The sequence below is a fragment of the Microcoleus sp. AS-A8 genome, from assembly GCA_039962225.1.
Taxonomy (GTDB): Bacteria; Cyanobacteriota; Cyanobacteriia; order Cyanobacteriales; family Coleofasciculaceae; genus Allocoleopsis.
The window spans coordinates 376,438-393,368 of the sequence record JAMPKV010000003.1; the positions used below are offsets into that span (position 1 = coordinate 376,438).

The following is a 16,931-nucleotide window of genomic DNA, read 5'->3' on the forward strand; positions in this document are numbered from 1 at the left end:
GCTAATGAAGTTACACTACTCATCTGAAATAACCATCCTTCAACCTCATCGGTCTGATGGGTTTGCTCGGTTGACACGAAAGGAGCGTAAGCGTCGGTCAAAGAGTTGTCCACGTAACGCGAATTCTTGATCGTCCGTTGCGCTAGAGTCAATAGCAGATAAATTGTTAATAGATAACCAGTCGCCAGAAGAGGAATAATCACAGGCATATCCATATAAATCATAGTGTGGACAAGAGGGAGGGAAAGGAAAAGTCAATACAAATTCTTCCAACAGCGTCTTCCAAATCCTTATGGACTCAAGACACTGTTGGCATACAAATATCTAGGGAGACAGAGTACGTTCCCTCTAACTTCACTGTTGGTTCCCGTAAGTCAAGTTTCTGAACAGGACGTTGCGGCTCGGCTCAGAATCTCTGCCCAGCGAGAATTTTATTATGTCTGACAGACAACCGTCCCCAGTGATACCACTGGGGAGTTATCCCGAAACATCAGGCACTATGCCTACTGAATGCGTATTACACCATCGGCATAGGGGAATATTTTCCTCTATCACCTTGGAATCAATAAATGTATTAATTTTTTGAAACCCTTACTATTTAGATTAACACAACAATCCTGGCGAGTTACACTAATTTTTTCAGGGACTTAATATGTCGATACAAACCCTGGTATTACGCTTGGGTACAGCGATTAATCCAACAAAACTTCCCTGTAGGGGACGCTTCGCCTAAAATTAAAAAAAGAAATTGTAAACTTTCGTAACCTAATCTCTGAGTCGGCTGATCCATGACCTCAGTAACCTCCCTTTTCGCCCCTGTAGAAGCAGACCTGTGTCTGCTGACCGAGAACTTAAAGAACCTGGTAGGTGCCCGTCACCCCATACTCTATGCCGCAGCCGAACACTTATTCGGGGCACAGGGAAAGCGAGTTAGACCGGCAATCGTGTTTTTAATTTCGCGAGCCACCATGCTCGACTCCGACATTACCTCGCGACATCGTCGTCTGGCCGAAATTACAGAAATGATTCACACGGCGAGTCTGGTTCATGACGATGTCGTCGATGAGGCCGAGGTACGTCGCAACGTTCCCACAGTCCATAGTTTGTTCAACAACCGTGTGGCGGTACTCGCTGGGGATTTCTTGTTCGGTCAAGCCGCTTGGTACCTGGCTAACCTCGGCAATTTAGAAGTCGTCAAGCTGTTGTCAGAAGTGATTAAAGACATGGCAGAAGGCGAAATTCAACAAGGGCTGACTCGATTTGATACCACCCTGACGATGGAAGCCTACCTGGAGAAAACTTATCGTAAAACAGCTTCACTTCTGGCGAATAGTGCCAAAGCCGCGGGGCTACTGAGTGGTGTCTCGGCGGAGGTGGCAGAAGACTTGTACTCCTATGGGAATCATTTTGGGTTAGCCTTCCAAATTATCGATGATATCTTGGACTTTACCGGTTCGACGGAAGCCTTAGGTAAACCAGCCGGCTCGGATTTAATTAGTGGCAATCTTACCGCCCCAGTTTTATATGCCTTGGAAGAAAAACCCTATCTAGAGGTACTCATTGAGCGAGAATTTGCCCAACCTGATGATATTCCTCAAGCCCTCGCTTTGGTTAAAGAGAGTCAAGGAATCGAACGTTCCCGCGCCTTAGCTGCACACCACGCTCAGATAGCCGTACAAAGCTTGGCTGTTCTCAAGCCCTCAACATCGGCTCAAACGTTGATAGACTTAGCGGATTATGTCCTGAGTCGTTTGTACTAAGTACAGTAAGTACAGCCAATCATTCGTCACCCCTATTCATCCAGTTCCGACTTTTGTGAGTTCCTTATCCGTCCTAACCATGAACACTTCATTGTCGTTTCTTTACATAATATTGACAAAGCCAAAGAATAATAAGTACCTTTACAGAGACTGCCTAATTTTTCAGGAGTCAATCCAGGTTTTGTGACAAAACTTAAGGATTAAATAGCCAGTTGTGTGAGTATCGAGTCAGAATAACAGTAGGTAAGTACACAAGCCATTTCAAAGAGTGCCAAGAGAGGGTCACCCGTGGAACCGTGGAGTGAAGCTCACTCGTAGTGCCTTGCGGCTCCTGATCGATGGCTGCACTCTAAAATGGAAATGGATCAAATTCACAAAACCAGGGTTCAATCTGCCGCTACGAAGCTCTTAGGATGGAGAGGGAGTAATCCTTGCTAGACGCCCTCCGCGTTGGGCTAAGGACTAAAAAGCATCTCCCCATCAAGAGAAAGGTTGAATCTACCATCTTTATTAAAAGTTGGCAAGAGGTACTCAAGCAATATCTGGAGGAAGCTTGCTAGGATATGACCTAGGTACGGACTGGCTGTGTTGCAGTTGCGTTTGAATTAAAGTTTGTAGCTCATCTCGACGTACCTCTGTCCCAGCAGCTAGATTACCGGGTGTATCGAAGAAAACTATACTTGTAACGGCGTCTAGCGCCAACATTTGGAACAGAATGTGAGTGACAGGTACAGCAGCAGCGAGGATTTGAGGGTCAGAAACCGACTGAAAATCAGCAGCATCTTTGAGAGTCCCAAAAGCATAAATAACATTTTTCTGGATCTCAGGTTGAGCGCGATTACTCAGTGTAGTGAGAAGCCAACTCTCGTCAAGAGTTTGGAGAATGTGATACTCCGAATGTCGTAGCTGAGTGGCAACGAGTTTGAGTACAGGTGCGATCGCTTCCATAATTTGAGGCGTCGTCCCGTCTTGTGGTGCATTGTCAATCAGAACTTGAATTTGTAGGTCTAAATTCATGAGAACTGTCATCAATGGTGCTGCTATCTTGAGTCTAAACCCAGATCAAAACAGTCGAGCGTGCGGAAAGTGTTAGGGTCTTTGTTAACCAATGAAAATCATGAGGGAAGTCTGCCAGGGCGTGGAGGCAATTTTTCAGCTGCTGTATAACGAATTCCGGCAGTCTGTTCGTGCTTCCGATCAGAATTGCCGCGACGTGGCAGCACGTTTAGCCGATGAAGTCAGTCGAATCTGTAACGAAAGCAGTCGAATACAGACTTCAGGAGATGTTGAGAGTTGGGCGCATACCCTGGCAACCCATCGCCTCAAGCAAGTTTTAAGCTACTACAAACTGGGGTCACAAAGGGGACGAATTGAGCTTCAGAGTACTCTGAGTGCGATCGTCTACCGCTACATTACACCCCCACAGGCACCAGCCAGCTACCAAGCGCGGCTGACCTTAATCGAAGATTTCTTACAAGGATTCTACGTGGAAGCCTTGAATGCCTTTCGGCGGGAGAACTTAATTGATGCCACTTATCGTCCGCGAAGTCTTTTGGAGTTGGCGGAATATATGGCCTTTACCGAGCGTTATGGGAAGCGGCGTATTCCCTTACCCGGTCGTCGATCTCAGCAATTAATCATTCTGCGAGCGCAAACTTTTTCCCAACAGCAACCGCCAGAAACCTCGGTTGATATGGATACCGCCGCTGAAGGTGCAACGCCAGAGTCCGACACGAACTGGAATGATGCAGCGATCCAGCAAGTACGGGAGATGATGGTCGCCTCCGAACCCGAACCCCTAGAAGCGAACCTGCGGGATACGGTGATTGAGGAATTACTCGCCTATTTAGAAGAACGTCAGCAACATGATTGTGCCGAATACTTTGTCTTACGCCTGCAAGACCTCCCCACGAGCGAAATAGAGGAGTTTTTAGGCTTAACCCCTCGACAGAGGGATTATTTGCAGCAACGCTTTAAGTATCATTTAATCCGGTTTGCCCTATCTCACCGATGGGAACTGGTCCATCAGTGGCTTGAAGCGGATCTAGAGCGGAATTTGGGACTGACGCCGTGGGAGTGGCAACGGTTTCAGACCAAGATGAACGCCACTCAGAAAGAATTACTCGATCTCAAGCAGCAAAGTCGCTCAACGAATGAAATTGCCCAAGCCTTAGGTTGTACGGTTACCCAGGTGGAAAAGCGTTGGTTTAAATTACTCGAACTTGCCTGGGATATTCGCAATAGTTCAGTATCCGGATCTGGTGCATCTCAAGATGAATAGTGACATGTATAACAACTCGGACACCTTATATAGCCGTTTAATTACCTGGCTACTAGAAGAGTCCGTTCCCGCTGCTTCACCCCCGGCAGAGGGTCAGGCAGACCATTCTGTCTCTCCTAAGGAACTTAAAGCAGCGGATTTTGAATTGGAGCCAATAGACCCAGTTGATTTAGAAGAGTTGAACATTGCATCTTTTAACACCAACGAAGCGGATCAATACCGCGCATGGGCAAGTTCGGACCCGATCCTTGCTCGTGAGGACGATGTACCGGGCGGTTCAAGCCGCCCTTACGACTTGGGAGAAATGCCGACCGTGCAAAACCGTTTCCAGGCAATATTAAAACGCCGACTACAAGCTGAAATCGAACGTCATCCCCCCTTATTTCCGTGGGAGACGGAACTTTCTGACTATGAATCCAATACTTCTGACGCTGTAGAAGATAGTTGGGTTCCTCCCGTTCGCTTGTGGATGCCTCAGTTATTTAACCTGACTCTACCGGTTACCCTACCAGAAAATGTTTTAGCACAACTCTTAGATGCCTGTTCTGAGGCTGTGTATTCCCGACGGCAGCTCGGAGCCAAACTAGTTCATGCGGTGGAAAGTCTATTCCCCGACCAATTTCAGGCGCTCAACCATTTCGCCGGAATGGTGCTGTTGTCTCCAGCCTTTGGTGGTACCAGTGTTAGAGGCTCTCGCAGCGAGAGTTCCTTTAATTCAAGCGCCAACGAACAACTGCTATCCTTGCCGAGCAGTTACGAGGCGGCGTCTAATGAACAAAAGATGACGCTGGCACTATTGGCGGCGAAGGAGATTATCAGCGCTCTGACTGTGCCGATTTCTCCGAATCGAACTCCTGTAGAGCGGCAGTGGCAGACCTCTGTGGGCGTTGTAAGCGTTCAGGCCGAATATGAGATGCAAGAGGGAGTGCCGAAGCTCCGCGTCACCGCGCGTTTACCTCGCGGTGGCACTTTGACCCTGCGGACTCCTCAGGCATCAGCCAGTGCACAGCGCATCTATCCAGGCTACGTGAGTGTGGAATCCTTTGATTTGCAAGCGAACCAGACCTATCCGTTAGAAATTCGTTTTCATGATTCGGAACAAACACCCTTAATTTTTGCCATCTGCCCGACGATGTAAGTTGAAAACCCTTTGGGCTAGCATATTGGAAACCTGGTATTTGTCAGTTGTCAGTTGTCCCTCACGATTGACGACTGACGGATGATACCATTTGGGATTTTGGAGGCAAGGATTTTGACAGGCTGGCGATTTGGCAGCTTCAGAAATTCAAGCCAGTCTCAACCTCAATGGTATGACCACTGACCACTGACTAATTTGCTATGTCTAATTTCTCTGGAATGCGGCAAGGCCGTCGTCTACCCCTTTTCGGTCAGTTGTGGCGGCGTCTTCAAGCCATGCCGACTCCTGAGACAGAAAACTCAATTGGACTGCGGGTGCTGGTGCAGGCGCTGGTGATCGTTGGGATTATTGCCACTGATCTGGCAGCGGAAACTCAGCTAAGCTTGTGGGCTGTACCGCTGAGTGCGGTTGGAGCGACTTGGAGTTGGTACCGCCGCCGAGAGCGCAACATCACCGTCAAGTTCATCCTGGCGATTGGGATGTTGTTGGCCATGGGGGCGTTTTTTGCTCGGTTGTTAGGTCAGCTCAATGATACTCGCTTGGTGCTGGCAGAGTTATTAATTCAGTTACAAATCCTGCATAGTTTTGACCTGCCTCGCCGCAAAGACTTAGGGTATTCGATGGTGATTGGGCTGATTCTGTTAGGCGTAGCGGGTACCCTGAGTCAAACGTTAGCCTTTGCTCCGCTATTGTGCATATTTTTAGCGATCGCACTTCCCACCCTCGTCCTTGATTATCAGTCGCGCTTGGGGCTATTGCGAACCCCAAAACGCCGAACGGCCTCACCCATTCAGCCTAATTCTTCACCCCTCTCACTTCGACGTCTGGGTGTATTTCTCGTGGCAATCGTGGGTTTGGGACTGGCGATTTTTGCCCTAATGCCGCGCTTTCCAGGCTATCAACTCCAAACATTTCCCGTGAGTGCGCCGGGAAATTTTGCTGACCAAAATTTTGACGAGAATCAACAAGGTGGCATTATCAATCCGGGCTATGTGCGCGAAGGTAGCCAAGGTAATCGTGCTGGCGAGAGTGGGCAAGGGGGAAGCGGCGACTCTGGGGAGATGGATGATACGTTTTACTATGGCTTTAACAGCAAAATGAATCAAAACCTCCGGGGTACACTCAAGCCTAAGGTCGTATTACGGGTACGTTCTCAGGCACCGGGGTTTTGGCGGGTGCTCGCCTTTGACCGTTATACAGGTCAGGGATGGGAAATCTCTCGTGACGAAAAAGTGGTTAGGGTCAATCGACCGGAGTGGTCGTATCGATTTTTCCTCCCGATCCCCTTGACCGCTGAGCGAACCGAACAGGTGGTTCAAAGTTACACCGTAGTCTCAGACTTGCCGAATCTCATCCCCGCTCTGGCTTATCCTCAGCAACTTTACTTCCCATCGCGGGAAATCGAGGTAGACCCGGAAGGGAGTTTGAGAGCGCCTGCTAGTTTAACAGAGGGACTCACCTACACGGTGATTTCGGAAATACCGTATCGCGATCGCTCTCGGCTGCAACGGGCAACAGGTAATTATCCCAAGTCTGTTGAAAAATACTATCTGGGCGTTCCCCCCAAAATTGCGGATAAAGTCCGACAACAAACAGAAGCTCTGTTAGCCACCTCACCCAAGCCCATCACTTCCGCTTATGAGAAAGCCCTGTATTTAGCTCAATCCCTTAAACAGCGCTACTCACTCCCCACAGACCCCTTTAATCTACCCACGTTTGAGGAAAATGAAGACTTGGTGGAAGCCTTCCTATTCAAGTACAAAGGCGGGTACCCAGACCACTTTTCCACCGTACTAACCATCATGCTGCGCTCCATTGGCATCCCAGCGCGACTTGTCGTTGGGTTTGGCACAGGTGAGTTCAATCCCTTCACGGGTTTTTATATTGTTAAAAACACCGACGCCTATGCGATGACCGAGGTGTATTTTCCACAACATGGCTGGTTTGCCTTTGACCCGATTCCCGGTCACGAACTGATTCCCCAGAGTGTGGAGGAGACTGAAACGTTTGGCGTCTTACGCCAGTTTTGGCAATGGATAGCGGGTTGGTTGCCCACCCCAGTGAAGAGTTATTTGGGCGAGATTGGGAATTGGCTTATTGGTGGGATAGGCCGAATTATTGCTTGGGTGTGGGGGATTGTCTCTAACGGTTGGGTTGGCTTTTTCATCGGTTTGATTTTAGCGATCGCCCTTGCTTTTTTGGGTTGGTTGGGTTGGACCCAATGGCGAACTTGGCGCTATCGTCGATGGCTAGCTGGTTTGCCTCCGATGGAAAATCTCTATCAGCAAATGCTGAGGCTTTTAAGTACTAACGGCTACACCAAGCACCCGGCACAGACACCCTTAGAATATGCCAGAGGCTCGCATCAACACCATGCTCCCCCCTCTGCCGAGGTGATTGATGAAATTTCCCAAGCTTATGTTAGCTGGCGTTATGGTAACCAGACACCGAATATCAAACACCTGCGACAGCGACTGCGTGATTTGATCAAGAGTACTCAACAACTGAAGATAATGAATAGGGCGAAATAAACCCAAGTCAATGGGGAATACATAGCTATCACCCCACAAACAGTTCCCAAAATTAGATGCCGTTGAGCCGAAGACACCACATGGGCAAAGCTCACCAGAGCCAGAACCTGGTGCGATCGCTGAGCCAATCAATGATCGGGTTCTTAATCGCATCCCAAAGTTTGCCAACGAGTAAGACGTTTCTCGCTAAGGTAGGATTTAACCCAGCTACAGTGGTGAGGAAGAATAGCAGGTAAAACACCAATATGTTGTTAGGCAGCTCCCCTGGGAGTTCTCCCAAGCCATAGGACAGTTTGGTGGTTAACGTCAGCGTTTTGCTGTGAGCCTTTCGGGGGACATTATCGAGTAAATGATTCATCGGGGAAGATTGCAACTATATGGAGGAGAACCTAGCACAACTTCCCTACCACAGCCTAAATTATCCCCTCATCAATCCCTAATTGCTCTTTACTTTTCTGAAGCCGCTCCCACAAATATTTAATGTCTTCAAAAGCCTGTTGTGGAGATAGCTTACCATTCGTTTGCAAAGCACTAATGTAACTCACTTGCTGAGCAAATTCCTGTAAGTTAGCATTAAAAACTACGTGTTGGGGTGTCCAATCACCGTAGTAGCGCTGCTTTGGGCAAATAAAGTTCAATCGCGTCGTTGGATCTGTTTGGGACATTTCAGGCAGTGAATGGAGAGGACAGATTAATAATTGGTATGCCAAGAATAAATTAGGTAGAATTGACTCAGATTTGAATGATAATACAGATGCTTATTTTTTGACCAAAATATATTGAATAGAGAGTGGATTGAAGTCTTCAACCCATTTGAGGTTATGACTGAATGAGCTGATTTAATGTTCCCGTTGCAGTCACACTCAACTGATGGCAAGGAACAACAACGCTTAGGGTCTGATTGGACTGAATTTCTAGTTGGGCTTCTGGCACAGCTTCAAACATCAGACGCTCACCCGGAAAAATGACTCGCTCCAAATACAAATCAGGAATATTTTTAATCCGAATAATTTCAAGGTTACGAGTTACATTCGTATAAGAGCAGAGAATGCGATTGGAAGAATTAATATTTAGAGATTTCCCTGAGGAAGTAATTGTGTGAATCATGATTACCAATAGGAATGAAGAAAACCTGAGAGTACTGACCCGAAAAGTAGCTAACCGTTCCGGTGAGCAGAGGCCAAGCACCATTAGTTTGTGCTATTGTCACCTTTGCAGAACTCCCAGGTATCGCTCTTGCGAATTGCAGCTAATCTGAAGCATATCGATTGCGATCGCCGCGTGACTTCTTCCTAAGGAACAAGGTTATTGTTAAAATCGTCTGTATCAGAAAGCACAAAAAACTGAATACAACTTAAGATACCAACAATAATTTTTTTCCAATCAGAGTTATTGAAAGAAAAGATATTTCTTCGGCAAAAGTTAGGTGTTTAGAAAGTTGGGATCTCAGGAATTGTGTAGGTGATGAAAAGAGAGCTTAATCGATGACTCCTAGAACTCCGGGCATTTTCTTAATCAATCGTTGTAATTTAAATTTAGCTGATTAATTCTGTAAAATCCCAAAAATTGGCCTATTTTTCCTTAATCAAAGTGGCATTATCGGTAGCAAAGCGTGTACACTAAGACATGTCTTACGCTGTGCAGCTACCAACACATTACCTGTAATGTTCAAAAGTGAATTTGAACTTTATCTGTAAGGTTCATGCGTAAGTCCTCTAGGTACTCAAAAAAAAGAGCACGCATCTGCGCTGTTAGGAACAGGGTGTCAGCCGAGTAGGGTGCGGCAGTAAGATACACCTCTGACCAAGCCTGTAAGAGCTGTGAGTCTCTAAGGGGGTGTATCCAGGGTGTTTAGGGAAAATTGTAGCAGTCAGTGCCAATTCCCTAGGGCATCCCCAAGAAATAAACAACAAAACACAAGCGCGTCCTGTGTTTTGCGGGTTGTTTTATATCAACACCCTGATTAGATGGAAATCATCCATCGAGCCAATTTCCATAGCCGCTGATTGAAGCTTCTGTGAAGCGTGAAACTTTTGCAACAGGCTTGGGAGCAAATCCGGCATGATCTGAATCTGTCTTAAAAAAATTTACCTCGGTTCTAAACACAGTGGTGAGGTACGGGACTAAGAGTGTTTATATTGAACTGCTTTGAAACTCTGTTGTCTGACGGAGTACTGATGATCCAACAGCCTTGGGTGTTCTGGACACCAAAGCTGAGTTGGCTCCAGGTTTCTTCTCATGCATTAATTGTCCTATCTTATTACTCGATTTCCATCCTGATCTTCTACTTTTTGTTCCAGCGCAAGACTCTGCCTTATGCCGGAAGTTGGATGCTGCTTGGGACTTTTACCCTGACTAGCGGCACCGTTGAATTGATCACTGGATGGACACTAGGGTATCCCAATCATTGGTTAGCGCCGGGAAGCGAAGCCATCGCCGTAGCCATAGCATTGTTGACCGTGTTCCTACTGGCGCTGTTACTCTCCAAAGTCCTAGCACAGCCTGACTCTACTCACCTACAAGCCTCGCTGCCGAGCCAACTTGACTTGAATACTATTCACGCCGCCGCTTCAGATAGTCCAGCCGTAGCCAGAACAGAAGAGCCAGCACTTGTGGCTGACAATAATATGTTGCAACCATCTCAAACTCAATCCCTAAACATTGATTGGGAACAACAAGTCAACCAGCAGATAGCACAGTTGCAGCGAAATCACCCCCAATTAAACGGTGACCTTCCTGGGCGAGTCCGTTGGTTAGAAGAACTCGGTCTGTTACAGTCACTCAGTACCCTGATCAGCGACGCTCCCGATTTTCACTCCGCACTGTGTATGGCGGTGCGCTTAGTGTGTGAAGTCACAAACTGGGACTATGGCGAAGCGTGGCTCCCTCGCCCCGACGACCGTGTTTTAGAATGTACTCCGGCTTGGTATAGCAAAACCCCAACACTAGAACCGTTCAGATGCTCCAGCCAAAAGCTGACATTGCCCCCCAATACGGGTTTGCCAGGACGAGTATGGACTTCGAGGCGACCTCTTTGGATTGAAGATATTTCGGCGTTAACCGACACGTCTATGGTTCGCCCCCAGGCTCAAGTGGCGGGACTGAAGGCGGGGTTTGGAGTTCCCATCCTCATGGGCGATCGCGTCCTGGCAGTTCTCACCTTTTTCATCAGCCACTCTCGTGCGGAAGACGATCAATTGGTGGAACTGGTGTCTGCTGTGGCAACCCAGTTAGGGTTAGTGATGCAGCGCAAGCAGTTAGAAGAAGAACTGCGCCAAGAACGAGACTTTAGCAAAACTCTGATTGAAACAAGTTCTGCCTTTTTTGTGGCTGTGGATGCTCAAGGCAGAATCATCATGATGAATCAAGCCCTCCTCAATGCCGTGGGTTATACCTTGGTTGAGGTTTTGGGGGCTGATTATTTATTGACGTTTACACGCAAGTGCGATCGCAAGTTGCTCTACAAAAACTTTAAGCAACTGGTGAAATCGAGGCAACCTATCCTGAAAGAAAACTACGTCCTCACCAAAGATGGACGAGAGCTTTTAGTGGAGTGGCGGGGGAAATCAATCTTCAGGCATTCCCCGGCAGAGGCAGGGAACGAGGAGGAACTGGATTTATTGTTTGGTGTGGGCATTGATATCACCGAACGAAAGCAATTAGAGCAGGAACTCCGCCACAGCGAGGAGCGATATCGCGCGGTTGTGGAAGACCAAACCGATCTCATCTGTCGATTTGTCGCGGATGGCACCATTACCTTCGTCAACGACGCCTACTGCCGTTATTTTGGCAAAACCCGCGAGGAACTCCTCGGCAGCAATTTGTTGCAAATGATTCCCGATCCGTATCGGGAAAAGACCCAAAGGCACATCGCCAGCCTGAGTTTGAAAAACCCAGTTGCCACCAGAGAATACGAAATTCTCATGCCTGATGGCGAAATTCACTGCCTACAGTGGACAGATCGGGTGATTGTTGACCCAGAAGCCAAAAAACGCGGGGAATGGCACGTATCTGGTTCATTCCAGTGTTCCTCAACACCGGGATATGACTCGATCGTTGAGTTTCAATCCGTGGGACGGGATGTGACAGAACGCCGCCGCTCAGAACACGAAACCGCACGGCTGGCTTCCATCGCACTCCTCAGCCCCAACCCCATTGTGGAAACGGATTTAGCCGGTAACGTTCGTTATCTGAATCCAGAAGCGATGCGATTGTTACCCGATTTACAAGAGTTAGGTGCAGAGCATCCGTTTCTCACCGGAGTACCCTCAATGACTACGGTACTGCAACGCAAAGGTTCCATGCGGCGGGAACTCAAAATTGGTGAGATTTATTATGAACAAGTCCTGCACTATTTAGAAGAAATCCAGTGCTTTCGCATCTATGCCTTTGATATTAGCGATCGCAAACAAGCCGAACAACAATTAATTCACAATGCCTTTTACGATCAACTCACAGGGCTACCGAACCGAGCTTTATTTATGGATCGCTTGAAACAAGCGGTGCAACGTGCCAGACAGAGTCGTAGGCGTGACTCACGCGGCGTACCTTATTTGTTTGCTGTCCTGTTTCTCAACCTTAATCGCTTTAAGTTAGTCAACGACAGCCTAGGAAACGAGGTGGGGGATCAGGTACTCCAGGAATTTGCCCAGCGTCTCCAAATGTGCCTGCGTCCTACAGATACAGTAGCCCGTTTGGGAGCGGATGAGTTTACGATTCTTTTGGAAGGGATTCAGGATGTCAATGACGCCACACGCGTGGCAGAGTTGATTCATGAAACGCTGAGTACACCCTTTGAGCTTAATGATTGCTCCAACCAAAACTCCTCTGAGGACACCGCCAGTGGCAATCGCGAAGTGTTCATGACACTCACCATGGGAATTGCTGTCAATACGAATCATGAGGAGCAACCGGAAGACTTGCTCCGCAATGCTAACCTGGCGATGTATCGGGCGCGATCGCCTGTAGCACTGCGCGGAACGCAATCGCAAGGCAAAGCTCACTATGAAGTCTTTGACGCCGCCATGCACGAGATTGCTGTCGAGCGATTGCAGATTGAAACTGACTTGCGGCGAGCGATTGAACGGGAAGAATTTCGGGTTTACTATCAACCCATTGTGTCTCTCTCCACCGGCAGCATTATTGGATTTGAAGCCTTGTTACGCTGGCAGCATCCACAACGCGGCTTAATTTCTCCCAATGGGTTCATCTCCACAGCAGAAGAAACGGGACTGATTAGCCCCATTGGCTGGTGGACGTTGCGGGAAGCCTGTCACCAACTCAAAGAGTGGCAGGAGCAATTTCCGTCTGCCAAGCCATTAACAATGAACGTCAATCTTTCTTGCAAGCAGTTTACTCAATCGGATTTGCTCGAACAAATTGACACCATACTTCAGGAGGCTCAACCCGCCGTCGGCAGTTTAAAGCTGGAGATTACAGAAAGTGTCGTCATGGAAAATCCCGATTGGGTGAAGGATGTCTTACTCGAACTCAAAAAAAGGATGATTCCGTTGTGCATCGATGACTTTGGTACAGGCTATTCTTCCTTAAGTCGGTTACATCACTTCCCAATTAGTACGCTGAAAATTGACCGATCATTTATCAGTCGGATTGGGGCATTAGGAGAGAACTCAGAAATTGTCCAAGCGATCGTCACATTAGCTCAAACCCTGAGTATGGATGTTGTAGCAGAAGGAATTGAGGTTTCAGAACAGGTTTCACCCCTACTGGCATTGCAATGCGAATATGGGCAGGGATATTTCTTCTCTAAACCGGTGGATAGTGAGGCGGCTAGAGGGCTTTTGATGGCAGAATGGGAGCAACGAAATCAGGAAGTGGGTAATGGGTAATGGGTAATGGTATAGCCCCATAACCTCTTATTTTTTCTTCATCACTAAAGGTAATACAGAAAGAAGAGTCAGAAAACCGAGCGCGATGAAAAAAGGGAGGCGATCGCCTCCCCGCAAAGCTTCTTTCCCAGCTACTCCTAACCACGCATAAGCCAGCGTTCCAGGTACAATTCCCAAGAACGTACCAACAGCATAATCAACCCAACCGATCGGGGTCAGACCAAATAGAAAATTGACTACATTAAATGGAGAAATGGGAGCAAAGCGCACCGATAACACAAAAGCCAAGGGTTTATCCATCACGGCTTGATTGAACCGTACCAATGCTTTGTGATGTCCAAAGCGGCGAACCGCCCAATTCCGCAGCAAGTAACGCGCCACCCCAAATGCTCCAATCGCTCCCAGGGTGGCACCTACCACCGACCAGAAAGTGCCCCAAACCAAGCCAAAAACTACACTCCCGGCAATCGTTATGACCGTCCCCGGAACTCCCAAAACCGTCGCCACCATGTAAACTAGGACAAAAAAACAGACAGCCCAATTGCCCCATTGTTTTAACTGCTGCACGAGGAATTGCTCATTCAACAACTGTTTGCATGGAGTCAAGCAGCATAATAGGCACACAGCTAACAAGGCGATCGCTAGCCACAATCGAGGAGTTTTCAGGCGTCTGCTCAGAGTCATCGGTATTTAAATCTCATATCCACTTTCCAGTTTGGTTCTAAACCAAAGCACCCCCGCAACTCGAACCACAACCCGCTGTGCAACCATAGCAATAGGAAGCCGTGCGAATCTCATCAATTAAGTCTAAACTATCCGCTTCCAAGAGCTTCCCCACCGTCAAGGTTTCCCCAGTGCGAGACTTCGCCCCTAGATTTTCCATTTGGTTAAAGTCGCAATCGTAAACATTTCCCAGATAATCAATCGAGAGTTCATCGCGACACATCAAATGTTCTATTGTACTTGCATTATAATTTCCCTCAAGAAACTTGAGATAAGGAGAATATAACTTTGTTCGTTGCAAATGAAACTTACTTCTCCCTACAGGCAAATTTGTGATGGTAAAGAGCTGGTTAAAGTGAATGTCAAAATGTTCTTTTAGGAACCTTTTATAATCTTGCTCTAAGTTAACCTGATTGGGAGCCAAAGAAAACTTTTCGCTCAAGGGAAGCGGGGGATTATACACCAAATCGAGAATTAATTTAGGGTCTTTTCCATAGCCTAATCGATTGAGCCATTGAATGGCACGAATAGAGTCATTATAGACACCATTACCTCGCATTTTATCCACATTATCTTCTAAATAACAAGGCAATGATGCCACCAGTTTTAATTGATTTTTGGCAAAATATTCAGGAAGATAGTCAAATCCGGATTCAAAATAAATCGTCAAGTTGGAGCGGACAATTACATCCTTGCCCGTTTCCCGTGCTGCCTCAACAATTAACTTAAATCCATAGTTCATCTCCGGTGCGCCACCTGTAAGGTCAACTATCTTAATTTGCGGAAAGCGATGAATCAGGTCAATGATTTGATTGCAGATTTCCGGTGAAAGTTCTTCGGTGCGTTTGGGGCCAGCGTCTACGTGGCAGTGACTACAAGCCAAATTACAACGCTTACCTAAATTAATTTGTAAAACAGCAATTCTGTTTTTAGTTAAGGGTGCATTCAGTTTGGTTCTAAATGGTGTTACTACTGGCGCTTCTATCTGAGTCATTCCTTAATACCTAACGAGTAAATTTTTTTACTTTTGACTTTTGACTTTGTTAAGCTTTCCTCACCCGGCAAGCAAAGCCTTTGTAGACTTGCTGACTTGAAAGATTGTCGTAATACTTGTCATCTACCAGGGTATTGGCGGCTTCATAGTAGGGAGTTCCGAGTTCTTCAGCCATTTTTTGCATAGGGCCGAACGTGTGAGGAACAAAGATGGTATCCTCACGAATACCCTCCCAAATTTGTGCGGTTCCGGTAATCGAACCTCTGGGACTTTCTACTGCGATCGCATCCCCATTCTTAATCCCCACTCTCTGCGCTACTTTAGGGTGAATCTGAACTAGCCGAATGCCATTCATTTGCTTGCCTGTGTACGTCCACTGCGTCACTGTGTGGAAATGCACAACACTCGGCCTACCAATCATCCCCATCAGCGGATACTCTTGGTGTACTTCCCCAGAGGAAATTCCGCCTAACTTGACCTTTTGGGTTAGTGCTTGCGGATTTATTGGGTTTTGGACAAATTCTTTGCTGTACTCGATAGTTGGATTTTTGCCCGTTACTTCAGGGTGGGTGTAAAAGATGGGTAAGGCTGCGTGTCCGGCAACGGCCAACTTTTTCTCTAATTCTGAGGTATATATTTCTACTTTGCCACTGGGGGTCAAAAAGCGCTTGCTCTGGTTTCCAGAAGTAGTTGTAACTCCTCTATCGCCCTCAGTGTCCTGACTCGCTGTATCAGCGTTCCTGATACCAAGCCCTTTCACCGCCTGGTACCAGGAGGGATGGTCTAAGTAGAGGGTGCTGACGCCAGGATGATCCAGAGAAGGACAAGGCCAGCGCAGGGGTTCCGCCCGCTTTTCCATGCGTTCCTGGGTCATGCCGCCCATGCCGGGGGTATTCTTGACAAAAGTTGCCCAGAGATTGCGGTAATCTTTCCATTCCAAGGGGAAATTCTCTGTCCAGTAGGCGGGTGAGTTTTTCTTGTCCAACTTAGCCATAGTGTGTGCCAAGTCGATCCAAATTTCCCAATCCGGTTTGGACTCTCCCACACGGGAAACGGCTTGTTTCTGCCAGCGAATTGCCCTGTCGTCCCGCCGCATGTAGACAGTTTCCATCTCAAAGCCACTGCACACAGGTAGGATGATATCGGCGTAATAGGCAGGTTCTTCCATGAATAAGCCAGTGTAGACATAGAACTCTAGCTGGCGGTAAGCCTCTTTTACCTTATTTGTGTTGGCACTGGAGACAAGGGGATTTCCCGCAGTTGCGATCGCTCTTACCTCCCCAGCATCCCGAAGCGCCAGAAACTTCGCCGCAATGGTTTCCAAGGCTTCATCCCAAGAAATCGGCTCAAACTTAGAATCCGCTTTCAGCCGACACAGAGAATTGCAGAATTGACAAGCGCTGTCTACAATCGCGTCCGGCTGTAATGCACCCGATTGCTGAGTAAAGTCAAATTCAGGGGATGGAGAACTCGTTGCAGGATAAAAGCCATCTTCCGTAGCTTCAGCATTTCCTTTGAGCAAATCAGTTCCAGTAACTGCTGCTGCACCAATGGCAGCACCTTTCAAAAATCCTCGCCGGGAAAAACCCTGACGGGATAGGTTCTTTTGATCGTTTGACTTCATTAAAACCTCTTGGTAGATTTTCCCTGTTTCA

The 16,931-nt window shown here is 47.5% G+C and carries 12 protein-coding genes; 5 read left to right on the forward strand and 7 right to left on the reverse strand.

Features of this window, described 5'->3' with window-relative positions; translation table 11 throughout:
* Positions 1-788 precede the first annotated feature (788 nt).
* Positions 789-1,760 (forward strand): solanesyl diphosphate synthase, encoded by a 972-nt coding sequence (gene sds, locus NDI48_07185; GenBank protein ID MEP0830993.1) that lies wholly within the window; start codon positions 789-791, stop codon positions 1,758-1,760.
* 531 nt (positions 1,761-2,291) lie between these two features.
* Here sds and NDI48_07190 read toward each other — a convergent pair.
* Positions 2,292-2,789 (reverse strand): hypothetical protein, encoded by a 498-nt coding sequence (locus NDI48_07190; protein MEP0830994.1) that lies wholly within the window; start codon positions 2,787-2,789, stop codon positions 2,292-2,294.
* Positions 2,790-2,877: 88 nt separating this feature from the next.
* On the opposite strand from NDI48_07190, the gene hetZ reads away from it, so the two are divergent.
* The 3 genes from hetZ to NDI48_07205 all read left to right on the forward strand — a co-directional run bounded on the left by hetZ (position 2,878) and on the right by NDI48_07205 (position 7,710).
* Entirely contained in the window at positions 2,878-4,041 is a 1,164-nt protein-coding gene (hetZ, locus tag NDI48_07195; GenBank protein MEP0830995.1) for a heterocyst differentiation protein HetZ, read from the forward strand.
* 4 nt (positions 4,042-4,045) lie between these two features.
* The gene (locus NDI48_07200) at positions 4,046-5,179 is read left to right on the forward strand and encodes a hypothetical protein (GenBank protein MEP0830996.1); all 1,134 of its coding nucleotides are present in this window, start codon (positions 4,046-4,048) and stop codon (positions 5,177-5,179) included.
* Between the two features lie 200 nt (positions 5,180-5,379).
* The gene (locus NDI48_07205) at positions 5,380-7,710 is read left to right on the forward strand and encodes a DUF3488 and DUF4129 domain-containing transglutaminase family protein (GenBank protein ID MEP0830997.1); all 2,331 of its coding nucleotides are present in this window, start codon (positions 5,380-5,382) and stop codon (positions 7,708-7,710) included.
* A 91-nt stretch (positions 7,711-7,801) separates the two neighbouring features.
* On the opposite strand, the gene NDI48_07210 is transcribed toward NDI48_07205, so the two are convergent.
* The 3 genes from NDI48_07210 to NDI48_07220 all read right to left on the reverse strand — a co-directional run bounded on the left by NDI48_07210 (position 7,802) and on the right by NDI48_07220 (position 8,817).
* Positions 7,802-8,068, reverse strand: a complete 267-nt coding sequence (locus tag NDI48_07210; protein MEP0830998.1) for an MFS transporter — start codon at positions 8,066-8,068, stop codon at positions 7,802-7,804.
* Between the two features lie 55 nt (positions 8,069-8,123).
* Positions 8,124-8,375: a hypothetical protein gene (locus NDI48_07215; GenBank protein ID MEP0830999.1), complete on the reverse strand. Its 252-nt coding sequence runs from the start codon at positions 8,373-8,375 to the stop codon at positions 8,124-8,126.
* Between the two features lie 154 nt (positions 8,376-8,529).
* Positions 8,530-8,817 (reverse strand): DUF1830 domain-containing protein, encoded by a 288-nt coding sequence (locus NDI48_07220; GenBank protein MEP0831000.1) that lies wholly within the window; start codon positions 8,815-8,817, stop codon positions 8,530-8,532.
* 1,070 nt (positions 8,818-9,887) lie between these two features.
* On the opposite strand from NDI48_07220, the gene NDI48_07225 reads away from it, so the two are divergent.
* Positions 9,888-13,559 (forward strand): EAL domain-containing protein, encoded by a 3,672-nt coding sequence (locus NDI48_07225; GenBank protein MEP0831001.1) that lies wholly within the window; start codon positions 9,888-9,890, stop codon positions 13,557-13,559.
* A gap of 27 nt (positions 13,560-13,586) precedes the next feature.
* Here the strand turns inward: NDI48_07225 and NDI48_07230 are convergent, their stop codons facing one another.
* Genes NDI48_07230 through NDI48_07240 form a run of 3 tightly spaced genes read right to left on the reverse strand, consistent with a single transcriptional unit; the run spans position 13,587 to position 16,900 of the window.
* Entirely contained in the window at positions 13,587-14,243 is a 657-nt protein-coding gene (locus NDI48_07230; GenBank protein MEP0831002.1) for a TVP38/TMEM64 family protein, read from the reverse strand.
* Between the two features lie 37 nt (positions 14,244-14,280).
* Positions 14,281-15,276 (reverse strand): arsenosugar biosynthesis radical SAM protein ArsS, encoded by a 996-nt coding sequence (gene arsS / locus NDI48_07235; protein MEP0831003.1) that lies wholly within the window; start codon positions 15,274-15,276, stop codon positions 14,281-14,283.
* Between the two features lie 49 nt (positions 15,277-15,325).
* Entirely contained in the window at positions 15,326-16,900 is a 1,575-nt protein-coding gene (locus NDI48_07240) for a molybdopterin-dependent oxidoreductase (GenBank protein MEP0831004.1), read from the reverse strand.
* Positions 16,901-16,931 lie beyond the last annotated feature (31 nt).

Coding starts and splice junctions, on each gene's coding strand:
- NDI48_07205 (MEP0830997.1), top strand. CDS start 5,380: ATGTCTAATTTCTCTGGAATGCGGCAAGGCCGTCGTCTACCCCTTTTC.
- NDI48_07215 (MEP0830999.1), bottom strand. CDS start 8,375: ATGTCCCAAACAGATCCAACGACGCGATTGAACTTTATTTGCCCAAAG.
- NDI48_07230 (MEP0831002.1), bottom strand. CDS start 14,243: ATGACTCTGAGCAGACGCCTGAAAACTCCTCGATTGTGGCTAGCGATC.
- NDI48_07200 (MEP0830996.1), top strand. CDS start 4,046: ATGTATAACAACTCGGACACCTTATATAGCCGTTTAATTACCTGGCTA.
- NDI48_07225 (MEP0831001.1), top strand. CDS start 9,888: ATGATCCAACAGCCTTGGGTGTTCTGGACACCAAAGCTGAGTTGGCTC.
- NDI48_07190 (MEP0830994.1), bottom strand. CDS start 2,789: ATGACAGTTCTCATGAATTTAGACCTACAAATTCAAGTTCTGATTGAC.
- NDI48_07210 (MEP0830998.1), bottom strand. CDS start 8,068: ATGAATCATTTACTCGATAATGTCCCCCGAAAGGCTCACAGCAAAACG.
- arsS (MEP0831003.1), bottom strand. CDS start 15,276: ATGACTCAGATAGAAGCGCCAGTAGTAACACCATTTAGAACCAAACTG.
- NDI48_07220 (MEP0831000.1), bottom strand. CDS start 8,817: ATGATTCACACAATTACTTCCTCAGGGAAATCTCTAAATATTAATTCT.
- hetZ (MEP0830995.1), top strand. CDS start 2,878: ATGAGGGAAGTCTGCCAGGGCGTGGAGGCAATTTTTCAGCTGCTGTAT.
- sds (MEP0830993.1), top strand. CDS start 789: ATGACCTCAGTAACCTCCCTTTTCGCCCCTGTAGAAGCAGACCTGTGT.
- NDI48_07240 (MEP0831004.1), bottom strand. CDS start 16,900: ATGAAGTCAAACGATCAAAAGAACCTATCCCGTCAGGGTTTTTCCCGG.